18 protein-coding genes are annotated in these 25,395 nt (G+C 40.9%); 13 read left to right on the forward strand and 5 right to left on the reverse strand.

Translation table 11 applies throughout. The features are described 5' to 3' along the window. Nucleotides 1–2: 2 nt before the first annotated feature. On the reverse strand, nt 3–1,643 hold the full coding sequence (bfmS, locus tag IO68_RS23085) for a sensor histidine kinase BfmS (protein ID WP_007480951.1): 1,641 nt from the start codon (nt 1,641–1,643) through the stop codon (nt 3–5). Between the two features lie 111 nt (nt 1,644–1,754). Beyond that, on the reverse strand, nt 1,755–2,471 hold the full coding sequence (gene bfmR, locus IO68_RS23090) for a response regulator transcription factor BfmR (protein WP_004881343.1): 717 nt from the start codon (nt 2,469–2,471) through the stop codon (nt 1,755–1,757). Between the two features lie 546 nt (nt 2,472–3,017). On the opposite strand from bfmR, the gene IO68_RS23095 reads away from it, so the two are divergent. From IO68_RS23095 to IO68_RS23115, 6 genes are all read left to right on the forward strand, one after another. Then, a complete protein-coding gene (locus IO68_RS23095) occupies nt 3,018–5,852 on the forward strand; it encodes a ribonucleoside-diphosphate reductase subunit alpha (RefSeq protein ID WP_004881344.1) in 2,835 nt (944 codons plus the stop codon). Between the two features lie 115 nt (nt 5,853–5,967). Then, the gene (locus IO68_RS33560; protein ID WP_167317666.1) at nt 5,968–6,102 is read left to right on the forward strand and encodes a preprotein translocase subunit YajC; all 135 of its coding nucleotides are present in this window, start codon (nt 5,968–5,970) and stop codon (nt 6,100–6,102) included. A 135-nt stretch (nt 6,103–6,237) separates the two neighbouring features. After that, nucleotides 6,238–7,521, forward strand: a complete 1,284-nt coding sequence (locus IO68_RS23100) for a ribonucleotide-diphosphate reductase subunit beta (RefSeq protein ID WP_004881351.1) — start codon at nt 6,238–6,240, stop codon at nt 7,519–7,521. A 357-nt stretch (nt 7,522–7,878) separates the two neighbouring features. Further along, entirely contained in the window at nt 7,879–9,519 is a 1,641-nt protein-coding gene (mqo, locus tag IO68_RS23105) for a malate dehydrogenase (quinone) (RefSeq protein WP_023013079.1), read from the forward strand. Nucleotides 9,520–9,599: 80 nt separating this feature from the next. Beyond that, nucleotides 9,600–10,841, forward strand: coding sequence for an MFS transporter (locus tag IO68_RS23110; RefSeq protein ID WP_023013080.1), 1,242 nt, complete (start codon nt 9,600–9,602; stop codon nt 10,839–10,841). Nucleotides 10,842–10,878: 37 nt separating this feature from the next. Next, nucleotides 10,879–11,334, forward strand: coding sequence for a hypothetical protein (locus IO68_RS23115; RefSeq protein ID WP_007480911.1), 456 nt, complete (start codon nt 10,879–10,881; stop codon nt 11,332–11,334). Nucleotides 11,335–11,381: 47 nt separating this feature from the next. Here IO68_RS23115 and IO68_RS23120 read toward each other — a convergent pair whose 3' ends face one another. After that, the gene (locus IO68_RS23120; RefSeq protein WP_023013082.1) at nt 11,382–13,442 is read right to left on the reverse strand and encodes a choline transporter; all 2,061 of its coding nucleotides are present in this window, start codon (nt 13,440–13,442) and stop codon (nt 11,382–11,384) included. Between the two features lie 419 nt (nt 13,443–13,861). On the opposite strand from IO68_RS23120, the gene betI reads away from it, so the two are divergent. The 4 genes from betI to IO68_RS23140 all read left to right on the forward strand — a co-directional run bounded on the left by betI (nt 13,862) and on the right by IO68_RS23140 (nt 18,576). Next, entirely contained in the window at nt 13,862–14,488 is a 627-nt protein-coding gene (gene betI, locus IO68_RS23125) for a transcriptional regulator BetI (RefSeq protein ID WP_007480908.1), read from the forward strand. Further along, a complete protein-coding gene (gene betB / locus IO68_RS23130; protein WP_023013083.1) occupies nt 14,481–15,950 on the forward strand; it encodes a betaine-aldehyde dehydrogenase in 1,470 nt (489 codons plus the stop codon). Before betI ends, betB begins: the two co-directional genes overlap by 8 nt. Nucleotides 15,951–16,027: 77 nt before the next feature. Continuing rightward, the gene (gene betA, locus IO68_RS23135) at nt 16,028–17,722 is read left to right on the forward strand and encodes a choline dehydrogenase (RefSeq protein ID WP_004881366.1); all 1,695 of its coding nucleotides are present in this window, start codon (nt 16,028–16,030) and stop codon (nt 17,720–17,722) included. A gap of 62 nt (nt 17,723–17,784) precedes the next feature. Then, on the forward strand, nt 17,785–18,576 hold the full coding sequence (locus tag IO68_RS23140; protein WP_023013084.1) for a TorF family putative porin: 792 nt from the start codon (nt 17,785–17,787) through the stop codon (nt 18,574–18,576). A gap of 55 nt (nt 18,577–18,631) precedes the next feature. On the opposite strand, the gene IO68_RS23145 is transcribed toward IO68_RS23140, so the two are convergent. Next, nucleotides 18,632–19,801, reverse strand: coding sequence for a zinc-binding dehydrogenase (locus IO68_RS23145; protein WP_023013085.1), 1,170 nt, complete (start codon nt 19,799–19,801; stop codon nt 18,632–18,634). 354 nt (nt 19,802–20,155) lie between these two features. Here IO68_RS23145 and IO68_RS23150 point away from each other — a divergent pair, with 354 nt between their 5' ends. From IO68_RS23150 to IO68_RS23160, 3 genes are all read left to right on the forward strand, one after another. Continuing rightward, nucleotides 20,156–21,034, forward strand: a complete 879-nt coding sequence (locus IO68_RS23150; RefSeq protein WP_023013086.1) for a phosphoribosyltransferase family protein — start codon at nt 20,156–20,158, stop codon at nt 21,032–21,034. A gap of 24 nt (nt 21,035–21,058) precedes the next feature. Next, complete coding sequence (locus tag IO68_RS23155; protein ID WP_023013087.1) at nt 21,059–22,546, forward strand: nicotinate phosphoribosyltransferase; 1,488 nt, start codon at nt 21,059–21,061, stop codon at nt 22,544–22,546. A 313-nt stretch (nt 22,547–22,859) separates the two neighbouring features. After that, nucleotides 22,860–23,627, forward strand: a complete 768-nt coding sequence (locus IO68_RS23160; RefSeq protein ID WP_023013088.1) for an NUDIX hydrolase — start codon at nt 22,860–22,862, stop codon at nt 23,625–23,627. Nucleotides 23,628–23,660: 33 nt separating this feature from the next. Here IO68_RS23160 and IO68_RS23165 read toward each other — a convergent pair whose 3' ends face one another. Further along, entirely contained in the window at nt 23,661–25,265 is a 1,605-nt protein-coding gene (locus IO68_RS23165; RefSeq protein WP_023013089.1) for a GMC family oxidoreductase, read from the reverse strand. Nucleotides 25,266–25,395: the final 130 nt, after the last annotated feature.

Genomic DNA, 25,395 nt, shown 5'->3' on the forward strand with positions numbered 1-25,395 from the left:
TTTTATTTTTTCACATGCTGTTTATAACGTTTTGCTGGCCATGTCATGATAAATCGAGCACCACCGAGGTTAGGACTTTGATCCACTTGGATTTCACCACCAAACCAATATGCAATTCGACTTACAATCGATAAACCTAGGCCATAACCACCAGAAGCACGGGTTCGGCTATCATCTAACCGCGCAAAGGCTTCAAAGATCCGCGCTCGCTCTTGCTCAGGAATCCCTGGACCATCATCTTCAACGCATACATAAGCCTTGCCATCAGCACGAATACCACCGCTGATACGGACTTTATTGTCACAATAGCGCACTGCATTTCCAACAAGATTCTGCACAACACGATGTAGATAACGTCGCTCAGCATCAACTCGCAATGATAATGGCGGTGCAATCAACTCGATTTCTTTTTGAGTTTTCAATGCTTCCGTTTCCATCGCAACTTGATCAAGCACTTCCACCAAGACAATATCTTCAATATCGAGTGATGGTGTCCCCTGCTCTAGCTTGGCATAAGTCATGATTTCATCAATCAAAGTATTCAAAGCTTCGATGTCTTTATCAATCATATCGACTTGTTGAATACGATAACTATAGTCATCTTCCTCAGCCAACATTTCCATACCAAAACGAATACGGGCAACAGGTGTCCTTAACTCATGCGATACCGCACGCATTAATTCTCGCTGTGCTTCGATCAAACGCTGGATATGATCTGACATGTTGTTATAACTTGACGCCAAGTTTGCCATTTCATCCGTACCTTCAATAGGCACACGCAATGAAAGGTCACCAGACTTCATTTTATTCAAGGCATAACGTACCTGACGAATCTTACGTTCAAGCGGTAAAATTAAACCATATACACCAAGACTCAATAAGAACAAGCTAAATAAGGTAATACCAGCTGAAAGCTGGAACGGCATCCAGTTAAACATTGGAACTGGGCCAAGTATCAGCACTTGGGCAGGATGATTTGGCATTGGTGAAACAATCGAGATCGTCGTACCACGCACAGTTGCACTATCTTTATATAGAAGCACACTCTGATCTTGACGCAGACGACCAATTTGCTCTGAATCTAAATTAATATCTCGAATATTTGCAATTTCAATAGGATAGTAGAAATGCTTTTTGATTTTGGCTAGATATTCTCGTTCTTGTCCCGGATAAAAAATCAAATAATCCAGCACAAAAATTGGCAGCGCCTTCATTTGACGCTCACCGATCTTATCTACTTTGATATAAATAAAATGCTCAGGATCATCTTTTAATCCAATAATGATATAACCAATACCATTATTTGCATCGTAGCGAACTACCGATTTCTGCTCAGCAATTCGTTTCTTCTCCGTACGAGAAAGTTCTACACGCTCAGCGCCAACATAATAGATCGGCAATTCCAACAAATCAGAAGCATCTGAGATCCAATCTAATTTTTGTTGTTTTTCTGGCTGACGAGATACCCCCTCACTGATGACATACGAAATACCATCTGTAAGAGACTCGCGATATTCTTGCGCTCTTTGGTAGTTAATGATTTGCACCAACAAATAACAAAATGCGGCAACCACAACAACCAATACAACCAACCCAGCATAAATACGCAAGAATATGCTGTTTTTAAGTACTCGACTCACCATAAGGTAAATAGTTCCAAGCTAATTTTGAATCACCCCTCACCTCCCACTGATCAAGGGAGGTAAGCTTTTCTTTGAAAAGTACGGCGTGATTAAAGCTCTGAAGAATGAGATTTACATCCCGTTGGTTTCTTTAACGAATAAATAACCTTTACTACGCACTGTTTTAATACGCTTTGGATTTTCTGGGTCGTCACCAATTTTTGGACGAATACGAGAAATACGAACATCGATTGAACGATCTTGACCATCGTATTCAATACCGCGTAAACGTTCAAAGATATCTTCACGAGATAAAATACGACCAGCGTTTGAAGCTAATAACCATAATAAGTCATATTCAGCACTTGTGAAGTCTACTAAATCGCCATTTAACGTTACTGAGCGACCACCGTTATCAATGACAAGATCATCAAACTCAATACGTTGTGCAACTTCATCTTCTACAGTTTTGTCTGTACGACGCAATAATGCACGGATACGCGCGAGTAATACGCGCGGTTGAACAGGCTTAGCAACATAGTCATCTGCACCCATTTCTAAACCAAGTACCTGATCCATATCTTCAGTACGTGCGGTAAGCATCAAGATCGGTTGATGATAATGTGGACGAACTTCTCGACAAACGGTTAAACCATCTGCACCCGGTAACATCACATCGAGCACCACTAAATCTGGTTGCTCGCTAATAATGCGACGAATGGCACGATTACCATCAGTTTCAACCCCAACTTCTAAACCGTTACGGATCAAATACTCTTGTGTTAAGCGCGCTAAACGTTCGTCATCTTCAACGATCAAAATCTTCGGTAACTTTTCTTCTTGGCTCATTTGTTTGCCCCTACAATTGGAGAGAATCTATCTATAAAAATCTGACAGATACATTGGTTTATGATTTGCAATATACACACGTTTACATTGTAAACAAGTAGGCGTTCACCAAACTGATACACGCCTACATAGTTTTGTTATATTTTTATTAAAATTATGAATTTTAATATATTTTTCTATTTTTACAGCTACTTTTAAATAGGATGAATATTGAGTATAGATTTTGTACCAGTATTAAACAATTTGTTTCTTATCTATCCAAAAATAATTTAAGTGTTTGTTTTTTGAGTTATCCACAGAGTTATCTATAAGCCTTTTTTAACTGCTTTGATATGCTATGTGCCTGTGAATTCAGCAGTTAAGACATGAAAAAAAATTTACCAAAATGTCAAGGATTGATCTGCTGCCAAAAATCCCGTATCTTGTGTTGAAAATAAACTTTAACCACTAAGTATTGTGTTTATCCCTCAAACATCGTGGCATACTTTTTGCTCGATTCAAACGGTCCATGAACATAAAAATAGATGATAATGGAGCTATGCTGACATGAGCATCATCACTTCTACTCCTGGCCAACTTCAGGTCATTAAGCGCACCGGTGAGATTGCGACATTTAATGCCGAGAAAATTTCTGTTGCGATTGGGAAAGCATTTTTAGCCGTTGAAGGTCAACAAGGTACTGACTCTAGTCGTATCCATGACCGTATCTCTCAACTCACAGAGATGGTTATGAATACATTCAACCGCCGTTTACCTTCTGGCGGTACGATTCATATTGAAGAAATTCAAGACCAAGTTGAGTTAGCGCTGATGCGTACTGGTGAACAGAAAGTTGCTCGTGCGTACGTCATTTATCGTGAACAACGTGCATCTGCTCGTCAGCAAGCAGGCGCAAACCACCATCCAACATTACAAATCACTGACAGCAATGGCCAGCTCCAGCCATTAGATCTTGATGCGTTGACTGCAACCATCCAGACTGCAAGTGAAGGTTTGGAAGGGATAGATGTTCAAGCGATCGTTGATGAGACCGTTAAAAACTTATATAACGGCGTAAAAGAAAGCGATATCGCGACGACCATGATGATGGCGACCCGTACGCGTATCGAACAAGAGCCAAACTATACTTATGTGACTGCACGTTTATTATCAAATGAATTGGTGAGCACAGGTCTTGAATTCTTGGGTCTACCTTCAGATACACTTGAAGGCAATGCTTTAGAAACTTTCTTAAAGAAAGGTATCGAGCTTGATTTACTTTCAGAAGATTTGCTGAATTTCGACCTTGCTAAATTAGCTGCTGCGATCAAACCAGAACGCTCAAACCAGTTTACCTATTTAGGTCTACAAACTTTATTTGACCGTTACTTCATCCATTCAAATGGCGTGCGTTTTGAGTTACCACAATTATTCTTTATGCGTGTCTCAATGGGCCTTGCGCTTAATGAAGAAAATAAAGAAGACCGTGCAATCGAATTCTATGACTTATTGTCTAGCTTCGACTATATGGCTTCTACGCCTACCCTGTTTAACTCAGGTACATTACGCCCACAATTATCAAGCTGTTACTTAACAACTATTGGTGATGACCTGTATGACATTTACGGTGCAATGCGTGATAACGCAATGTTATCAAAATGGGCAGGCGGTTTAGGAAATGACTGGACACCTGTTCGTGCGTTGAACTCTTATATCAAAGGCACAAACGGCAAGTCTCAAGGTGTTGTTCCATTCCTTAAAGTTGCCAATGATACTGCTGTTGCGGTAAACCAAGGTGGTAAGCGTAAAGGTGCAGTATGTGCATACTTAGAAACTTGGCACTTAGACGTTGAAGAATTCCTAGAGCTACGTAAAAACACGGGTGATGACCGTCGTCGTACACACGATATGAATACTGCAAACTGGGTTCCAGACTTATTCATGCAACGTGTGTTTGAAGATGCTGAGTGGACTCTCTTCACACCTTCAGAAGTACCTGATCTACACGATCTAACTGGTGCTGAGTTTGCTGAGCGCTATGCACACTATGAAGCTGTAGCAAAAGAACAAAACATGCTACACAAGAAAGTACGTGCAAAAGATTTATGGCGCAAAATGCTTTCAATGTTGTTTGAAACAGGTCATCCATGGATCACATTCAAAGACGTATGTAACTTGCGTTCACCACAACAACACGTTGGTGTAGTTCACTCATCGAACTTGTGTACAGAAATCACTTTAAATACAAACCAAGATGAAATCGCGGTATGTAACTTAGGTTCGATCAACCTTGTACAACACGTTCAAGGTGGTGTGTTAGATCGTGAGAAATTAGCTCGCACGATTAAAACAGCAGTACGTATGCTCGATAACGTCATCGACATTAACTACTATGCTGTGCCACAAGCGAAGAACTCAAACATGAAACACCGCCCAGTGGGTATGGGTATCATGGGCTTCCAAGATGCACTTTATGAAATGGGCATCGCTTATGGTTCAGATGCAGCTGTTGATTTCGCTGACGAATCGATGGAAGTAATCAGCTATTACGCAATCGAAACTTCAAGTAACCTTGCGATCGAACGTGGTTCTTATTCAACATTCAAAGGTTCATTGTGGGATCAAGGGATTCTTCCAATCGACTCTTTAGAGCTTGTTGCAAAATCTCGTCCAGAGCGCATGTTTGAAGTTGACCGTACACAACGTTTGGATTGGGACAGCTTACGTTCTAAAGTTCAAAAAGATGGTATGCGTAACTCAAATGTGATGGCGATTGCACCGACTGCAACTATTTCAAACATTTGTGGTGTGTCTCAATCTATTGAGCCAACATTCCAAAACTTATATGTGAAATCGAACCTTTCTGGTGAGTTCACTGTGATCAACCCTTACCTTGTTCGTGCATTAAAAGAACGTGGTCTTTGGGACACAGTGATGGTGAATGACCTAAAACACTTCGAAGGCTCAGTACAAAAGATCGCGCGTATTCCTGAAGAATTAAAAGCAATCTTTGCAACTGCGTTTGAAGTGGATACGCGTTGGATCGTAGATGCTGCTTCACGTCGTCAGAAGTGGATCGACCAAGCACAGTCGCTTAACCTTTACATCGCTGGTGCAAATGGTAAGAAACTTGACATCACGTATAAGATGGCATGGTTACGTGGTCTTAAAACGACTTACTACCTCCGAGCTTTGGGTGCGACATCTGCTGAGAAATCAACAATCAATACGGGTGCATTAAATGCTGTTAAACCAGCATCTGTTGAAGCACCTGTGGTTGCAGCTCAAGCAGTTGAAGACAAAAAACCAGAAGTTCAAGCTGAAGAAGATGGTTTTACTACAGCGGCTCCAGTACCAATGGCATGTTCAATCGACAATCCAGATTGTGAGGCTTGTCAGTAAGACTCGCTTAACCCCTCCTCAACGGAGGGGAGTTCCTCGAAGCAAATGCGGAAATAAAAATCTGCTTTGTTTAAAGGAAATTCGAGAGCGTTAAAATATTGAAGTAGAGGCAAAGATTATGTTGCATATCAGCCATAACTATATGTTAGGACTTGCGGTTTTAATCTTTGCTTTTATTTTCTTTTATGTACCGATGGTCTATGCATTTTTAGCCATTCGTAAACAACAGCGTAAGCAAAATAAGTCTTAGGGATGTTGGCGTGAATTCGCCTTTGAAATAAATATCAATAAAACTTAATTTTGCTTACACAAAATAAGCGTATATTTTAAGACATCGTTGTTTAGTGATGTCTAACGGCTATACACAACGAAGAGAGAACGAAAAATGTCTATCCTAAGTTGGGACGATTTTGAAGATGATTCGCAAAAACCGACTACACCTGAACACAAGTCTACGTCCCTCGACTCGCAAAAAACGGTTAATACGCAGGTGGTATCTGATGCAGAGCCATCATCGCCGCGTGTGGCAGCTGCACAACCCGCTGGAACCGATTCCGTGCGATCAACAAATCCAACCAATTCGTTGGCTCGAGCATCTGAAGCCTTAGAACATTTAGATGTTGCACCTGGTTTAGAAGAACTCGAAATGGGTGCACAGCGCGTTCAAGTTGATGATAAAGCAATGATCAACTGTCGTGCGGACTTGAACCAACTTGTTCCATTTAAATACGAGTGGGCTTGGCAGAAATACCTAGACGGATGTGCAAACCACTGGATGCCACAAGAAGTCAACATGAACCACGATATCGCGCTTTGGAAGTCTGAAAATGGCTTAACCGAAGATGAGCGTACAATCATCATGCGTTCTTTAGGTTTCTTCTCGACTGCGGACTCGTTAGTTGCAAACAACTTGGTATTGGCGATTTACCGTCATATTACGAATCCTGAATGTCGTCAGTACATCTTGCGTCAAGCATTTGAAGAAGCAATTCACACACATGCTTACCAATACTGTATCGAATCTTTAGGTATGGACGAAGGCGAAGTCTTCAACATGTATCGTGAAGTTCCATCTGTTGCGCGTAAAGCAGCTTGGGGCTTGAAATATACACAGTCTTTGAGTGATCCAACTTTCCATACAGGCACGCCTGAGAACGATCAAATTTTACTTCGTAACTTGATCGCGTTCTATTGTGTACTTGAAGGGATCTTCTTCTACTGTGGTTTTACTCAAATCTTGAGTATGGGTCGTCGTAACAAGATGAATGGTGTTGCTGAGCAATTCCAATACATCTTGCGTGATGAGTCTATGCACTTGAACTTTGGTATCGACATGATCAACCAGATCAAGATCGAGAACCCTCACTTGTGGACAGCGACTTTCCAACAAGAAGTGATTCAAATGATTCTTGAAGGTACAATGCTTGAGATCGAATATGCACGCGATACAATGCCGCGTGGCGTATTGGGTATGAATGCAAGCATGATGGAAGAATACTTAAAGTTCATCTGTAACCGTCGTTTGTCTCAGCTTGGTTTACCAGAGCAATTTGCTGGTGTAACAAACCCATTTGCATGGATGTCTGAGATGATGGACTTGCGTAAAGAGAAGAATTTCTTCGAGACGCGCGTAACAGACTACCAAACTGGTGGTGCTTTAAGCTGGTAAGCTATAGCTTAAAATTACATTATAAAAGCTGCCTCAGGGCAGCTTTTAATTTTCACAATTAAATGAATTAAAAAATACATAAGATATATTCATCAAATGATCTATTTTTATTTCAATTAATGCAGTATTAACAATAATGTATTGAACCTCCCAATCAACCCATCTTGAAATATACATTTTTAAACATTTGGTAAACAAAAACACTGCCTATTTTAAAGTAAAATTCACAAACTATTTTCTCTAACATCAGCACGGGCAATCCCCTATTCTGATGTGCCTTTGCGCTCACTCATCATTTAAATCTCTTCTCTCTATATCATCCATATAGGGAGTCATTTAATTTTTAAGGTAAATTGAATGAAAAAATTTTGGAAGTACTTATTGGTACTACTCTTAGTACTGATAGTTATTGCTATTGCCTTTCTTTTTAGACCAATTACGTCTAAGGCAATAAAAACTAAAAGCGATGAACCTGTTGTTGATGTTGTACTCATCGGCGGCGGCATCATGAGTGCCACACTTGGTACTTATCTCAACGAATTACAACCTGACTGGAATATCCGCATGTATGAGCGTCTTGATGCAGTTGCTCAAGAAAGTTCAAATGGTTTCAACAATGCGGGAACAGGTCACTCAGGCTTTATGGAAATGAACTATACCTCTGAAAAAGACGGTAAAATGGACATTTCTAAAGCAGTGAAAGTTGCAGGTCAATTCGAAATTGCCAAGCAATTCTGGTCATATCAAGTTAAACAAGGTGTTTTAAATACACCAAACACATTCATCAACCCAGTACCGCACATCGCGTTCGTTTGGGGTGACAATGTAGATTTCATGGAAAAGCGCTATGCAGCCATGATTCAAGATCCTCTATTTGCTGGAATGAAGATTAGCGAAGATGCATCTGAAATTAAGCAATGGGCTCCATTGGTGATGGATGGTCGTGATCCTCAACAGAAGATTGCAGCAACACGTATGGATGTCGGTTCTGACGTAAACTACGGTGCGATCACAACTCAATTGGTAAATCACCTTGAGAAAAGTCCAAACTTTAAACTCAGAACTTCTACTGAAGTGACTGGCATCAGCAAAAATGATGACAACACTTGGTCTGTCGCTTTTAAAGATTTGAAGTCTGGCGAAGTCAACCATGTGAAAACACGCTTTGTATTTATTGGTGCAGGTGGTGCAGCCATTAAATTATTGCAAATGACAGGCTTACCTGAAGCGAAACAATATGCAGGCTTCCCTGTTGGTGGTGAATTCCTTGTAACTGACAATCCAGCGATCACAGCAAAACATACAGCAAAAGTGTATGGCCGTGCTGATCTTGGTGCGCCTCCAATGTCTGTTCCACATATTGATACCCGTTATATCGACGGTAAAAAATATGTGTTGTTTGGACCATTTGCAACGTATTCAAACAAGTTCCTTAAACATGGTTCACAGTTAGATTTGCTTGTATCTACCAACAAAAACAACGTCTTACCAATGGCTGCAATTGGTCTACAAAATGCTGATCTTGTTCAGTATCTCGTAAGCCAAGTGTTAATGTCTGATGAAGATCGCTTCAATGAGTTAAGAAAATACTACCCTGAAGCAGACCCTAAAGATTGGCACTTACAGCAAGGTGGTCAGCGTGTTCAGATCATCAAGAAAGAACCGGGTAAACCAGCTAAATTGCAATTTGGTACAGAAATCTTCGCATCGCAAGATAAGTCTGTAACTGCATTGCTTGGTGCTTCTCCTGGTGCTTCAACTTCACCATACATCATGTTGAACTTGATTGAACAAGCGTTCCCAGAAAAAGCGAATGGTGAATGGAATAAGAAGTTGCATGAAATCGTGCGTTCTTATGGTCAAGATCTTTCTGCGAATCCAGCATTACTTGATCAAATCCGTCATTACACCAGTTCTACTTTAGGTTTGAACTATACAACTCCTGCAAATTTAACTCCTACGAACAAGGCAGCTAAAGCAGAAGCTGTAGCTCAATAAACCTCTCATAATCCAACTTAAAAAGGGATGAGTTTCGACTCTTCCCTTTTTGTTCTTTTATCGCTTAATTTTTTTTGATCATGTCTCCTACTTCTGCTCAGTCTGCTTTTGCTGCATTTATTAGTCGCGACTTTAGGTTATTGACGCTAAACCAATGCTGTCTCACTTTTGCAGTGCTGATCCAAGAAGTTCTTGTGGCATTTCATTTATATCAAATCACCAAAAATCCACTGATGCTTGGTCTAGTCGGGTTCATGGATTTTCTGCCCTTTCTAGCTCTATCATTGTGGGGCGGCTATATTGCTGATCGTTTTAATCGCCAACGTATCCTACAAATCAGTTTTAGTCTTTCGATTCCACTATCACTCGCGCTTTGGCTCAGCTTTTATTTATTCCAAACACAGCACATCAGCTCAAATGTTCTATTGATTACAACTTTTTCAATCTTATTTTTATTTGGTTGTATTCGAGGGATTTACAGCCCTTGTTTTAACTCTTTACGACCTTTTATCGTTCCAGAACATCTTTATACCAATGCAGCAACATGGACTAGCATGTGCTGGCAAGCAAGCGGCATTCTTGCACCCGTACTCGGTGGATTGCTACTGGCGCATCTCAGCTTGAACATTACCTTTGCTGTGATTTGCAGTTTATTTACTGCTGGAAGTATTTCCCTGTGGGGTATGCAGCCGAGAGACTTTCCTCAACTCAAAACTGAATCAATCTCCAACAGTCTGAAAGAAGCACTACAATTTATTTTTAAAACAAAAATTATCTTTTGGGTGATGTTCCTCGATTTAAGTTCCGTATTTTTTGCGGGAATCATCACCCTATTGCCTATTTTTGCTCAAGATATTTTACATATCGGCGCAGATGGTTTTGGTGTGTTACGTGCAGCTCCTGCCGTTGGTAGTCTGGTGATGATGGCACTTTTAGTACGCTTTCCTCCTCAGTATCAGCCTTGGCATACCATGCTAATTGCAATTACGGGCTTCTCTTTATGTACGCTGTTATTTGCTGTTACTAGACACCTCTATTTTTCTGCTGTAGTTCTCATTATTATGGGAGCTTGTGACAGCATCAACATTGTCATTCGTCAAACGATACTGCAACTTATCCCACCCAAAGACATGCTTGGTCGTGTAGCTGCCATTAACGGTATCTTCGTCACCTCTAGCAACGAGCTGGGTGCTGTTCAGTCGAGCGTGATGGCACGTCTTTTTAGCGTGATTCCTGCAATGTTAATTGGTGGTTCACTTTCTTTGGTCTGTGTTTTTCTCGTGAAAAGTAAAACCAAAGCTTTATTTAATTTTCGTTTTTAAATTTCACCTTATTGGCTATTTTAAAATTTAATTCAATATGAAACACACTTTGCCCGCTTCTTTAGGCTCGTCTAAATTTATTATTTTTTCTGTCTTTGTATGGCTCATCTTATTGTGGGCACAAGCAACCTATATCGTCATTATCGGTGGCAATGGCTATTTATTTTGGACTGCATTCGGCTTATTGGCACTGACTATTTTGAGTTTACGTCCTAGTGTTTTGAAAAATCGAACTGCTTTTGTTTTAACCGCAGCACTACTGATTTATTTGATCTTCAACTCATTGTTTTGTACTTATTTGATCTTGGCATTTTACTGTATTTTTTATTTATATTCAGGCAATTATAAACATAAACGTCTAATTAAGTTAGTTAGCCTATTTTTAATTATGATCATCTTTGCGCTTTATCAAAGCCAGTCTCTACATGAGCTCAAAACTCATTATTCACATTACAATACTGGCGAAACATGGCAGCAGTACGGCGCTTTATAATCCATAAGCGATAAAAAAACCTCACATTGCAGTGAGGTTTTTATTTGTTAATCCTGAGAATCAGGATACAACGGACGATTTCCCGGACTAATGCGGTTGATATGCAAGAAAGTCATATGGCGTTCATACTTATCGAGAATGTCATTGATCACTTGTTCTTTGGTGTAACCAACTAAATCGTTATCTTGAGAGCCTTCGTATAAGAAGGTTTCCAAACGATAATAATGTTGCTTACCACGTTTACCACGCTCACTAAATGTAGGCGCAATATAACGTACAGGCCAAATTTGATAGACAAAGTTATGTTCTTCTTCGATATTGATTGTTAAATCAAGATGATAGAGCATATCGCTATCTTCAAGCTCGCCTTGTGTAACTTCGACATTCATTCCACGCTTAATCAATTCATCCGCAACAGTCTTCACAGCTGGCGCACAGACGTTATCCAACATCCGTTTCGTTTCACTACTTCCTGGATGATGCATCACTCGTGACAAACGTTGCTTCCAATTTAGAATATCGACGTTCCCCACAACAGGCGCGGCGTTCAGGCTTCGGCTGGCTTTACGATAATCCTCAAGGCGTAATGACTTATACAATCCAGCCATTACCAACAGCATCACAAAGCTAAATGGCAAGCCCATAATCACGGTGGCACTTTGTAAGGCAGTAATACCATTTGCCATCAACATCGCAAGGGTTAATAAACCAATCGCAACTGCCCAGAATACGCGTAACCAACGTGGCGCATCGTTATCAACATTGGAGAATTTAGTGGTGAAATTACCCAATACCAGTGCGCCAGAATCGGCTGATGTCACATAAAACAGTAAGCCTGTAATTGTCGCGACACCAGCAACAAACGGGAACCACGGATACTGTGCAAGTAAATCATAGAAACCATGTGCAGGATCAGTCAATACGGTTTGTGCCAATGCGGTATTGCCGTCAAAAATAACGTTATATAACGCACTATTACCGAAAATAGATAACCATGTAATTGTGAATAATAACGGGATAATCAATGTCCCACACACAAACTCACGAATGGTACGACCTTTAGAAATCCGCGCAAGGAATAGACCGACAAATGGAGACCATGCAACCCACCAAGCCCAGAAGAATAGTGTCCAACTACTCATCCACTCTTTCGGTTGCTGGAAAGCAAAACTTTCTAAAGCCAAACTTGGGAATCGACTGATATAGTCACCAAAGTTCTGAACTAAGGCATTGAGTAAAAATTCAGTATTACCGAGTAATAAAATAAACAACATCAAACCAATAGCGGCATAAATGTTGATTTCCGATAAGACTTTAATGCCCTTGTTGACCCCTGCCGTGACCGAGATAATCGTCACGATGACCGCAACCAAGATCAGACCTGACTGCACCCATAAACTTTCAGGCGTATTGAATAGAACATGCAAACCATAGTTAATTTGTACAACAGCAATACCACAAGTTGTGGCAATACCAAAAATCGTACCAATCACTGCGGCTGTATCTACGGTATGACCAATCGGACCATCAATCTTTTTACCAAAGATTGGGTAAAGCGCTGAGCGAATCGTCAACGGCAGATTGTAACGATAGCTGAAATAACCTAAAGCCATTCCGACTAAGGCATACATCCCCCAACCCGTTAAACCATAGTGAAATAATGTCCAAACCATCCCCTGACGAGCAGCTTCATAGGTTTGCCCCTCACCCACAGGTGGATTCATATAATGCGACAGTGGTTCAGCCACCGAGAAGAACATTAAGTCTGTACCAATCCCTGCGGCGAATAGCATCGCCGACCAACTCAGCAAACTAAATTCAGGTTTGGAATGTTTTGGCCCTAATTTGATATCGCCATAACGAGAGCAAGCGATAAAGACGACGAAGATTAAGTAAAGCGTAGCAGCTAATAAATAGTACCAACTAAACTTATCACTAACCCAAGCGAGCATCACATTTAACAAGTGATTGGCGAAGTCATTGAATAAAATCGTAGTGAGTGAAAATATTAAAATAATGAGCGCTGAAACATAAAAGACCACACGATTTAACTGATCTTTTGTTTGAATAGATGAGTCATCAACTGCTCTTGGATTATCTGTTACCATACAATCCTCAAGTAAAATTAAATTATAAAAATGTTGTTTTTCTCAATAACTCAACCACGATTTATTGACGAAAACAACGAGAAGGCACAGCAGCGAACAGTCATTTAGCGAACAACCTATCGCGAGTGAAGCTGTATTTTTGTAATCAACAGTATTGTAAAAAATGATTTCCCTTTGATGATCAGACCATTGATCCGAACACAAAATTCAATCAATTAAACCTACAATTCTGACACCTTAACAGGTATCTCCGATGATACCTTTAAGAGTTGTGTAAAACGACCCTGTTGCAAATATGATACTTTTTATTGATTGAACGTTCAATCAATAAAAAGTATCATTATATTGTGTTATAATTTTTGTGCATCCAGTGTTTTATATAACGCCTTAATTTTTATAGGCATTTATGGCATATACACATGACTAAACGCAGAGTTAAACCAGAGCATGAGCGGCGTGAAGAAATCGTAAACGCTGCATTTGAAGTGATTTATGAGGTCGGTTTATCGCAAACTACCATCGCTCAAATTGCCAAAAAAGCCCAAGTTTCGACAGGCATCGTGAGTCACTATTTTGGTGACAAACAGGGCTTGATCAACAACTGTATGAGAGAAATGTTGAAGCGCTTGCATCTTATTTCTCTGCAATACAAGGCTGCCACAATAGATTCACAGCCAGAAAACCAGATTAAGGCAATTATTGACTCAAACTTTGACATTAGTCAGGTCAACAAAATCGCAATGCGCGTTTGGTTAGATTTTTGGTCAGCCAGTATGCATATTCCAGAACTTGCTCGTTTACAACGGATTAATGATCGACGTTTGTATTCAAATCTGAAGCACCAATTCCTGCAATTGATGCCAGAAGACAGAGCAAATATTGCGGCAAGCGGTCTTGCTGCACTGATTGATGGATTATGGTTACGTGGTGGTCTAATTGAAGATGACGGATTTGATCGTCAGGCTGCGCGAAGCATTGCATATGATTATTTAGATACGCAACTTGAACTTGCAAAACCAAAATTACAGGAGAGACAAAATGAATGATGTGCAGATTCATCCATTGTATATCCACGGTCAATACGTCAATGCCACCAGTGGTGTGAGCTTTGACAGCATCAACCCTGCCAATGGCAAAGTCATTGCCACAATTCAACAAGCCTCTCAACAAGACATTGAAAAAGCAGTTCAAAGCGCTCAAGACGGTCAAAAAGTCTGGGCAGCAATGACTGCCATGGAACGCTCACGTATTTTACGCCGCGCAGTTGATATTTTACGTGAACGTAATGATGAGCTCGCTGAACTTGAAACTTTAGATACAGGTAAAGCTCTTAGCGAAACCTCTACTGTTGATATCGTGACAGGTGCAGATGTTCTTGAATATTACGCAGGTTTGGCGACAGCGATTCAAGGTGAGCAAGTTCCCCTGCGTGAAACAAGCTTTTTCTACACCCGCCGTGAACCTTTAGGTGTCGTGGCAGGTATCGGCGCTTGGAACTATCCAATCCAAATCGCTTTATGGAAATCAGCTCCTGCGCTTGCAGCAGGCAATGCCATGATTTTCAAACCAAGTGAAATCACGCCTTTAACTGCATACAAACTTGCAGAAATTTATACCGAAGCAGGCGTACCAAATGGTGTGTTTAACGTCGTGCAAGGCGTTGGTCGTGACATCGGTCAATGGCTCACAGAACATCCTGTGATTGAAAAAATCTCCTTTACCGGTGGCGTTGAAACAGGCAAAAAAGTGATGGCAAGTGCTGCCGCTTCAAGCCTAAAAGAAGTGACCATGGAACTTGGTGGTAAATCGCCCTTGATCATTTGTGAAGATGCGGATATCAACAAAGCCGCTGATATTGCCGTGATGGCAAACTTCTTTAGTTCAGGTCAAGTCTGTACTAATGGCACGCGCGTCTTTGTCCCAGCAACTTTGAAAGCTGCATTTGAAGCTGCGATTTTGGAACGTGTGCAACGTATCCGTATCGGCAATCCAATGAACGCAGATACTAATTTCGGCCCACTGACCAGTTTCCCTCATATGGAAAAGGTTCTTTCCTACATCAATGCAGGCAAACAACAAGGTGCAAAACTGCTGATCGGCGGTGATAGAGCATCTGGTGAATTGGCCGAAGGTGCATATGTGTTACCAACGGTATTTACAGATTGTACTGATGACATGCGCATTGTACAGGACGAAATCTTTGGCCCTGTGATGAGTATCCTAAGTTATCAAACTGAAGATGAAGTGATTCGTCGTGCCAATAACACGACTTTTGGTTTAGCTGCTGGTGTGGTGACACCAGACATCAACAAAGCACATCGTATTATTCATCAAATCGAAGCTGGTATTTGTTGGATCAATACATGGGGCGAATCCCCTGCTGAGATGCCAGTAGGTGGTTATAAACAATCAGGTGTAGGCCGTGAAAATGGTATTTCTACACTCTCTCATTACACACGCATCAAATCCGTTCAAGTTGAGCTTGGTGATTACCAAAGCATTTTCTAAAAGCATTGCGCTTTATCTTATCTTGATCAACTGAATCTCAAACATTCAGTTGATCTTGCAACAAATAAAGGCAGATTATGAATAAGCAAGAATACGATTATATTATTATTGGTGCAGGTTCTGCGGGTAATGTCCTCGCTGCACGTTTAACTGAAGATTCAGATGTTTCGGTTTTATTATTAGAAGCTGGCGGCCCAGATTATCGCCTTGATTTCCGTACGCAAATGCCCGCTGCATTGGCTTTTCCATTACAAGGTCGTCGCTACAATTGGGCATATTTGACTGACCCTGAACCACATATGAATAATCGCCGTATGGAATGCGGTCGTGGTAAAGGTTTAGGTGGTTCATCACTGATCAATGGCATGTGCTATATCCGTGGTAATGCGATGGATTTAGACCAATGGTCAACCCATAAAGGGCTTGAAGATTGGGCTTATGCAGACTGTTTACCTTATTACAGAAAAGCAGAAACACGCGACATTGGCGCGAACGATTATCACGGCGGTGAAGGCCCTGTTTCAGTCGCAACACCCAAACAAGGCAATAATGTACTATTTAATGCAATGGTCGAAGCAGGCGTACAAGCAGGCTATCCACGCACAGATGATTTAAACGGTTATCAGCAAGAAGGTTTCGGTCCAATGGATCGCACAGTGACACCGCAAGGGCGCCGTTCAAGTACTGCTCGTGGTTATTTGGATATGGCAAAAGGTCGTCCAAACCTCACCATCGTCACACATGCTATGACCAATAAAATCTTGTTTAGCAATAAGCAAGCTGTTGGTGTTGAATATATTATTGGTTCAGATCAAGCCAATATGAAACAAGCGCATGCAAAGCGTGAAGTCTTACTCTGTGCAGGTGCAATCGCATCACCACAAATTTTACAACGCTCAGGTGTTGGACAAAGTACCTTCCTCAAATCAATGGACATTGAGGTAGTACAAGACTTACCAGGTGTAGGTGAGAATCTGCAAGATCATTTGGAAATGTATCTTCAGTACAAATGTAAAAAGCCCGTCTCACTCTACCCTGCTTTGAAATGGTATAACCAACCTGCAATTGGTGCGGAGTGGTTATTCCTTGGCAAAGGGATTGGCGCAAGCAATCAATTTGAAGCAGGTGGATTCATTCGTTCATCTGATGAGTTTGAATGGCCAAATATTCAATATCACTTCTTACCCGTTGCGATTAACTACAACGGTAGTAATGCTGTGAATGAACATGGCTTCCAAGCCCATGTTGGTTCAATGCGCTCACCTTCTCGTGGTCGGATCAAACTCAAATCCAAAGATCCATTTGAGCATCCAAGCATCTTGTTCAATTACATGTCAACGGAACAAGACTGGCGCGAATTCCGCGATGGCATTCGTATCACGCGTGAAATCATGCATCAACCTGCGCTCGATCCTTATCGTGGCGAGGAAATTAGCCCAAGCATGCAGTTAAAAACTGATGCTGAACTGGATTCATTTGTACGTGAACATGCTGAAACTGCATACCACCCATCATGTAGTTGCAAAATGGGTGAAGATGATATGGCTGTCGTCGATGGGCAAGGTCGTGTGCATGGCGTGCAAGGCCTACGTGTGATCGATGCGTCAATCATGCCGATCATTATCACAGGTAACTTAAATGCCACCACGATTATGATGGCAGAAAAAATTGCGGATCAAATTCGCGGGCAAAAATTACCACGTTCACAAGCAGGTTATTACAAGGCTGGAACAGCACCTGTTCGACAACCGCCAGTACGTCCATTTTATTAAAACAAATTATTTTGATCAGCACTTCGCATGATGCGGAGTGCTGAAAACTTAAGGGGAAGGAAATGAAAAAACTTTTACTCGCTCTACCTTTAGGGTTATGTTTCAACACAGCAAATGCAACAGACCTCGCAGCTGAAACAGCATCTCCTTTCAGCGCCAATGTTACTGTTGCCAGCCAATATGTTTCGCGCGGCTTCCAACAAACTTGGGGCAAACCAGCGATCCAAGGTGGCTTAGACTATAACCATGATAGCGGTTTTTATGCGGGAACATGGGCATCCACTGTAAGTGACCATTTTATCCGCGATGCATCAGTCGAATGGGATGTTTATACAGGTTATAGCCGTAGCTTTGGTGATTTAACTGTAGGTACCAAAGTTGCTTACTATTATTATCCGGGTGCTGAAACGACCGCTGATACAGGTCATACAAGCTTTAACTATGGTGAAATTATCCCAGAAGTTACTTATGGGCCGCTAACCGTTCGATATGCAGTGACTTATACCCAAGACTATTTCGGCAATAACTCAGACACCCTAGGTGTAGGTAACAATAAGCATTCACGTGGTTCAGGTTATTTAGATGTGAATTGGCATCAACCGATTACACAAGGCTGGTCTGTCGATGCCCACTACGGCAATCAAAGAATTAAAAAATTCTCTGATGCAAACTTTCAGGATGCAAGTTTCTCTGTGAATAAAGAGTTACCTTACAATCTTGCAGCAAGTCTGATCTACAGCAAAGCATGGGATAAAGACGATTATTACAAGCAATACAGCAATGGTAATCCAAACGCAAAAGTATCTGATCCTATTGATTCAACTGTGACCTTCTCTCTCACCAAGAGCTTTTAATCTTGGTAATAAAAAAGCTGCATTATCGCAGCTTTTTTATGATTCAAACTTAAAATTAAATCAACTGAATATCTGAGCCTAATTTTTTAGGATCAATCAAAATTTTTGCGTGTTGTTCAGGATCACGTAAAGCATCAAAAGCATTTTCGACCCCTTCTAAGCCAACGACACCTGTAATCAGTGGCGAGCAATCGACTTTACCTTCCGCAATCATATGTAGCGTGTCACGAAACTCAAGCGGTGTATAGCCCAGTACATATTGGATTTCCAACTCTTTGTTGATTGCTAATGCAGGTTCGATTTTATCGCTTTGCATACAGACACCAACGCCGACAATACGTGAGAACAATGGCGCACCTTCTAAAATTTGCTGCATGATGCCAGCCACACCAACACACTCAAAAATTACAGGGCGTTTCGGTAATAAACCGAGCTTATCACCCACACGCATCGCATTGACCCAAGGTAATGAGTAGGTCTGAACTTTATCAAAAATTCCCATCCCCATATTGATTGCTTCAGAGACGTTACCCAATAAGCCAAGCTCTTTCCAACTGCTAAATGGAGATTGTTGTTTAGGGTCAATCAAGATATCTGCGCCACACTGTTCAGCCAAACGACGTCGATTCGGTGAAAAATCGCTAGCAACGACAGTTTTAACGCCCGCTGCTTTGAGCATAATAATCACACCCAAACCAACAGGGCCACAGCCAATGACGATTGCAGGCTCATTTTTCTTGATTCGACTACGACGTACCGCGTGCAAAGCAACAGCCATTGGCTCAGTCAACGCTGCACTATCGGCATCTAAACCATTTGGAACTTCAAACATCAAACTCGATTGAACCAAGACTTGTTCTGCATATCCGCCTGATGCACTCGCTGAAAGTCCTGTAGGCATATAACCTTGTGAATCAACATTTAAGAGTGGCATTGCACAAACTAAAGTATCTGCTTTTAATTTACGGCGTGTTTTTGGACCATAATCCAAGACTTTACCGCAGAACTCATGCCCGAAAACCAATTTATCCGAGGATTTCGCAACCCCATCGAAACCCACACGTGCTGCCAAATCATGCATATGATCACAGTGATGTTGCATGTGTAAATCTGAACCACAGATACCACAACGTACTACCTCGAGTAATACCTGTCCTTTCGTCGGAATGAGTTCAAGTGAATCTTCAAGTTGTAGCTGTGCATTATGACAAACTAGAGATTTCATAGGATGCTTTCCTTTTTTGTTTTATTCCCATTGTTCAACTGTAGCACTTTGACCTATTACAAAGGCAAGCAAACAATACATCACTCAATCCTGACAAGGATAATTGTCAAAAACTATGACCTAAATATCTATATATCGCAGCAATTAAGTCAGCAAATAATTAATTTTAGGGTAGCTTGGCTAATTAAAAGTACTTAAAAATTATTTTTCTATTAACTTCAAGTAGATAAATCTAGTTTTCTAAATAACTTCTCTATTTTTATTAAAACAATCAAATTTAAACCTTGCATTTATAGTGTCACTATGCCACTATACATTTACTGGCTTTAAGCCACTATAAAAGAGAAATTAAAAATGACAATCCAACTTATGACAGCTCAAGCGAATGTTCCCATCGAGTTTTTGCAGTTTTCAGGTGGTGAACGTCATATTCAACTACAGCCTGAATTACTAAATCAATTACAGGCTAACACTCAAATCAAAGCTTCACTGCATAACAGTACAGATGTGATGGATTATCTATTACTGGAAAATGTGTTACTGCAACAAAGCACTCACCTTTCAGTGGAAATCCCTTATTTTCCCTATGCACGTCAAGACCGTGTCTGTGCACAGGGTCAAGCCTTCTCACTGGATTTAATGACCAAGTTATTGAATAGCAATAGCGAAAAATTTGCAGGGCAACGTCAGAAAATTGTGGTGTGGGATTGTCATAGCCCAGTAACGATTGAGCTGTTACGCAGAAATACCAGCTTCCAACAAGTAATCAATATTGAACCGATTGAAATTATCCAGCAAAGCCCAGCATTGATGCAGATTTTAAGCGCTGACAATACGGTATTAATCTGTCCTGATGCAGGTGCAACACAACGCACTCAAGCGATTGCAAACGGCATTAATCCGCAACGCCAACAGGCCATTGACGTGATTCACTGTGAAAAGAAACGCGATCCAAGTACTGGCAAAATTAGAACAACGGCGGTGGATAGCCCTGATTTGACAGGAAAAACAGCCGTGATCACAGATGATATTTGCGATGGTGGTGCAACCTTTATTGGTATTGCCAAACAACTACGCAGCCTAAACTGCCAAAACATTATTTTGTATGTCACGCATGGCATTTTTAGCAAAGGTCTCGCGGTATTTGATGGCTTGGTCGATCAGATCTTTACCAGCAATAGCCTACCACAATCAGAAGCAAGCAAACTCAACATCATCAATTTTCAAAATTAAGATTAAAGCAAGAGGCAGATAAAAATGAGTATTAAAATTAACCCACTCAATGCAATTGATTTCTATAAAGCCGACCACCGTCGTCAGTATCCAGTGGGAACTGAATACGTCTATGCCAACTTTACCCCGCGTTCATCACGTTTAGCCAAAATGCTGCCTGACTTTGATGACAAGATTGTGTTCTTTGGTCTGCAAGGCTTTATCAAACACTTTTTGATTGAAACTTGGAATGAAGGCTTCTTTAATCAGCCTAAAGCTAAAGTAGTCGCGGCCTATAAACGCCGTATGGACAATTCTCTAGGTGAAGGTGCTGTGCCTATCGAACACATCGAAGCGTTGCACGATCTTGGTTATTTACCATTAAAGATTAAAGCCTTACCAGAAGGTAGCCGAGTCAATATCAAAGTGCCCGTATTGACCATTATCAATACGGATCCAAATTTCTTTTGGTTAACCAACTATATTGAAACTGTGCTCAGTGCCGAATTATGGAAAAGTTGCACCACTGCAACAATTGCTTATGAATACAAACGCTTGTTGATCCAATATGCAGAAAAAACAGGTGCACCTTTAGACTTTGTTCCAGTCCAAGGCCATGATTTTAGTAGCCGTGGGATGAGTGGGATCTATGATGCAGCCCAATCAGGCGTGGGGCACTTGACCAGTTTTATCGGTACCGATTCAGTCGCTTCGATTGACTATGCAGAAGAATATTACAACGCCACTGGTGTCGTAGGCGTTTCAGTACCTGCAACAGAACACAGTGTGATGTGTATGGGTAGTGAAGAAAGTGAAATCGAGACCTTTAGACGTCTGATCTGTGAACTCTATCCTAGTGGCGTGGTCAGTATCGTTTCAGATACTTGGGATTTTTGGCGTGTGATTACTGAGTTTAGCATGGAATTAAAAGCAGAGATTCTAAATCGCCAACCCAATGCCCTCGGGCTTGCCAAAGTGGTGTTTCGCCCTGACTCTGGTGATCCCGTAAAAATTATCTGTGGTGATCCTGATGCAGAGCTAGATAGCCCCGCTTATAAAGGTGCAGTGCAATGTTTATGGGAAATTTTTGGCGGCACAGAAACAACTCAAGGCTATAAAGTACTCAACGAACGTGTTGGTTTAATCTATGGTGACTCGATTACTCTAGAACGTGCCCAAAATATCCTAAAAGGTTTAGAAGCCAAAGGCTTTGCTTCTAATAATCTAGTCTTTGGTATCGGTAGCTATACCTACAACTATTTAACTCGTGACACCTTTGGTTTTGCCGTAAAAGCCACTTGGGGTCAAGTCAACGGCGTTGGTCGCGAACTATTTAAAGACCCAGTGACCGACTCAGGCGTTAAAAAATCAGCCAAAGGTTTATTAAGGGTTGAACAAACTAATAATGGCTTTGAGTTATTTGATCAACAAAGCTTTGAACAGGAGAATATGGGTGCACTGCAAACAGTATTTGAAAATGGTCAACTGTTAAGAGAATGCTCGCTTGATCAAATTCGGGAGAGATTGGTCTAAGCAAAACTCTTTAAGATTAAAACACATCCATTGATTAGATACTCGGAAAAGTCATCCGCAACCTGCATGGTATTAAAAGAATATCTGCACGATTCTCTTTACTAGAATTAAATAGATGCAAGTGGTGAACAGGTTTTGCGGATGACAATGGTTTTGCCTACTTTTGCCAAAACAAAAGTAGGTCGAGTCTGAACAAACTAAAGCGATTAAAGCTTTAGAGAAGTGCAAGACGCAGTGGCTTATCCTAAAATATGATGAGAACCCAATAAGACTCCGCTATGATATTACTTTATTCCGATTTCTTTATATTTCTATGAGTAAGGAAACTATCCATACTTCCGAACAGGAATACCTTGCCCGCTATCAAAAAACAGATTACAACACCCCACTGTTTACGGTCGATATGGCAATTTTTTCTGTGGCAAAAGGTCAATTACAGGTCTTAATGATTCAGCGCTCTAACTTTCCCGAAAAAGGCAAATGGGCATTACCGGGTGGCTTTGTCGATTTAAAAAACGATCCAGATTTAATGGCAACGGCGCACCGCAAACTGTTTGAAAAAACAGGGATTCACTCCCCTTACCTAGAACAAGTCGAAACCATTGGCAATCAACATCGTGATCCACGCGGTTGGTCGATTACATCACTTTATTTTGCACTGATTGATTTTAATCAATTTAAAATTCAAAAGACTTCAACTACTGAAATAAGTAAATGGATTTCTATAGCAGAAGCCTTGCAACTTAATTTAGCCTTTGACCATCAGAAATTACTAAAATTAGCATTTGATCGCTTGTGCAATAAAACTCGCTATACCGCGCTCCCTGCGAGTCTCATGCCTGAATTATTTACCTTGACCGAATTACAAACAATCTATGAAATTATTTTAGGGCATAGCTTAGAAAAAAAATCATTTAGACGGCGTATGCAGGAAGCAGGTGCAGTTGAAGAAACAGGACAGCAAAAAATTGTCGGCAAGCGCCCTGCTCAATTGTTTCGCTATGCACTACAAGATTATAACTTCACTTTTCCGCGTATGCTGGAAACGCCTCGCAGCAACACTGAAAATGAAAAAAGCTAAGATATTTCTACCTTAGCTCCAGTAAATTATAGTTTACTTCCAAGTTTGACGAATCAAATCCACCGCTTTTTCAGCAATCATCACCGTTGGCGCATTGGTATTACCATTTACGACAGTTGGCATAATCGACGCATCAACCACACGCAAACCTTGGACACCATACACTTTCAGTTCAGGATCAACCACGGCCATATCATCCACGCCCATTTTACAACTGCCGACTGGGTGATACACCGTGTCAACACGTTGGCGTAAAATCTCACGAATTTCATCATCAGACTGCACATTGGCTGTAAACATATCTTCTTTAATTTTTTCACTTAAAGCAGGTGCATTCATTAACTTTTGCGTGACTTTATAACCATCAACCATATCCTGAAGATCTTGTTCATCCTCTAAGAATTTAAAGTCAATCAACAATGGATCATCGACATTTTTACCACTGAGTTTGACTGAACCCCGCGCACGCGGATTCAACAAACACACATGGCATGAAATCCCATGCCCTGTATGCATGGTTCGCGCATGATTATCCACCACCGCAATCACAAAGTGTAATTGTAAATTTGGCTTATCTAGCTCAGGGCGGCTTTTTAAGAAACCACCGCATTCTGCATAATTGGTCGTGATCAATCCACGGCGCTCTTTACGATAACGCCCTATTTGCTTCACTAAATCGATGCTACCTCCAACCGAAACCCCAAAGGTTCCATCCATTTGCTTAGTTTTATACGCGAAAATAAAATCAGGATGGTCATGCAAGTTTTCACCAACACCCGCTAAATCTTTAACAACAGGAATCCCGTGTTTTTCTAATTCTTGGCGTGGTCCAATACCTGAAAGCATTAATATTTGCGGTGACTGAAAAGCACCAGCAGATAATAAAACTTCTTTATTTACCTGAATCGTTAAACTTTGCCCTTTGTGTTTATATGCAACACCAACAGCACGACCATTTTCAATCACAATCTTTGAAACGCTTGCTTGAGTCACAATATGTAAATTTGGGCGTTTACCGAGATGTGGAACTAAGTAGCCTCGTGCCGTACTCCAGCGCTCACCATTCTTTTGAGTAACTTGATAAACACCTAAGCCTTCTTGCTCAGCACCATTAAAGTCATCATTCAATGGATAACCCACCTGCTTAGCGGCCTCAATAAAGGTTTTTTGGTATGGATTATCTGAACGTAGCTCACTGACATTTAACGGGCCATGTTGTCCATGATATTCATTTTTAATTCTTTCATTATGCTCAGATTTTTTAAAATAAGGCAGTACTTCATCATAGGACCATCCTGTATTGCCTAAAGCTGCCCAATGATCATAATCATCACGATGACCACGAACATAGACCATCGCATTGATGGCTGAACTCCCCCCCAAACATTTACCTCGTGGTTGATATCCTTTACGTCCATTTAGTCCTTTTTGCGGAATTGTTTCTAAAGCCCAATTATTTATTTTTGTTGGAATACTAATGACAGCAGCGGCAGGTGTATTTACCAGCCAACTATTTCCATCACCACCAGCTTCCAAAAGGCAAACTGAAACATTTGGGTTTTCAGACAATCGCCCAGCCAGTACACAACCAGCTGAGCCGCCACCAATCACTACAAAATCAAATGCTGTTTGTGTCATTTCTTTCCCTGTTATTTTCTTTATAAAAGTTAAAGCATTATGCCTAAGATATCTTATAAACAAACGATCGCCTGTCTAACAGATGTAAATAATTAAAATTAGCTTTTGCAACTCAAAATCTCAATAGCTA

Source organism: Acinetobacter sp. COS3, from assembly GCF_000475335.1.
GTDB classification, from domain to species: domain Bacteria; phylum Pseudomonadota; class Gammaproteobacteria; order Pseudomonadales; family Moraxellaceae; genus Acinetobacter; species Acinetobacter venetianus.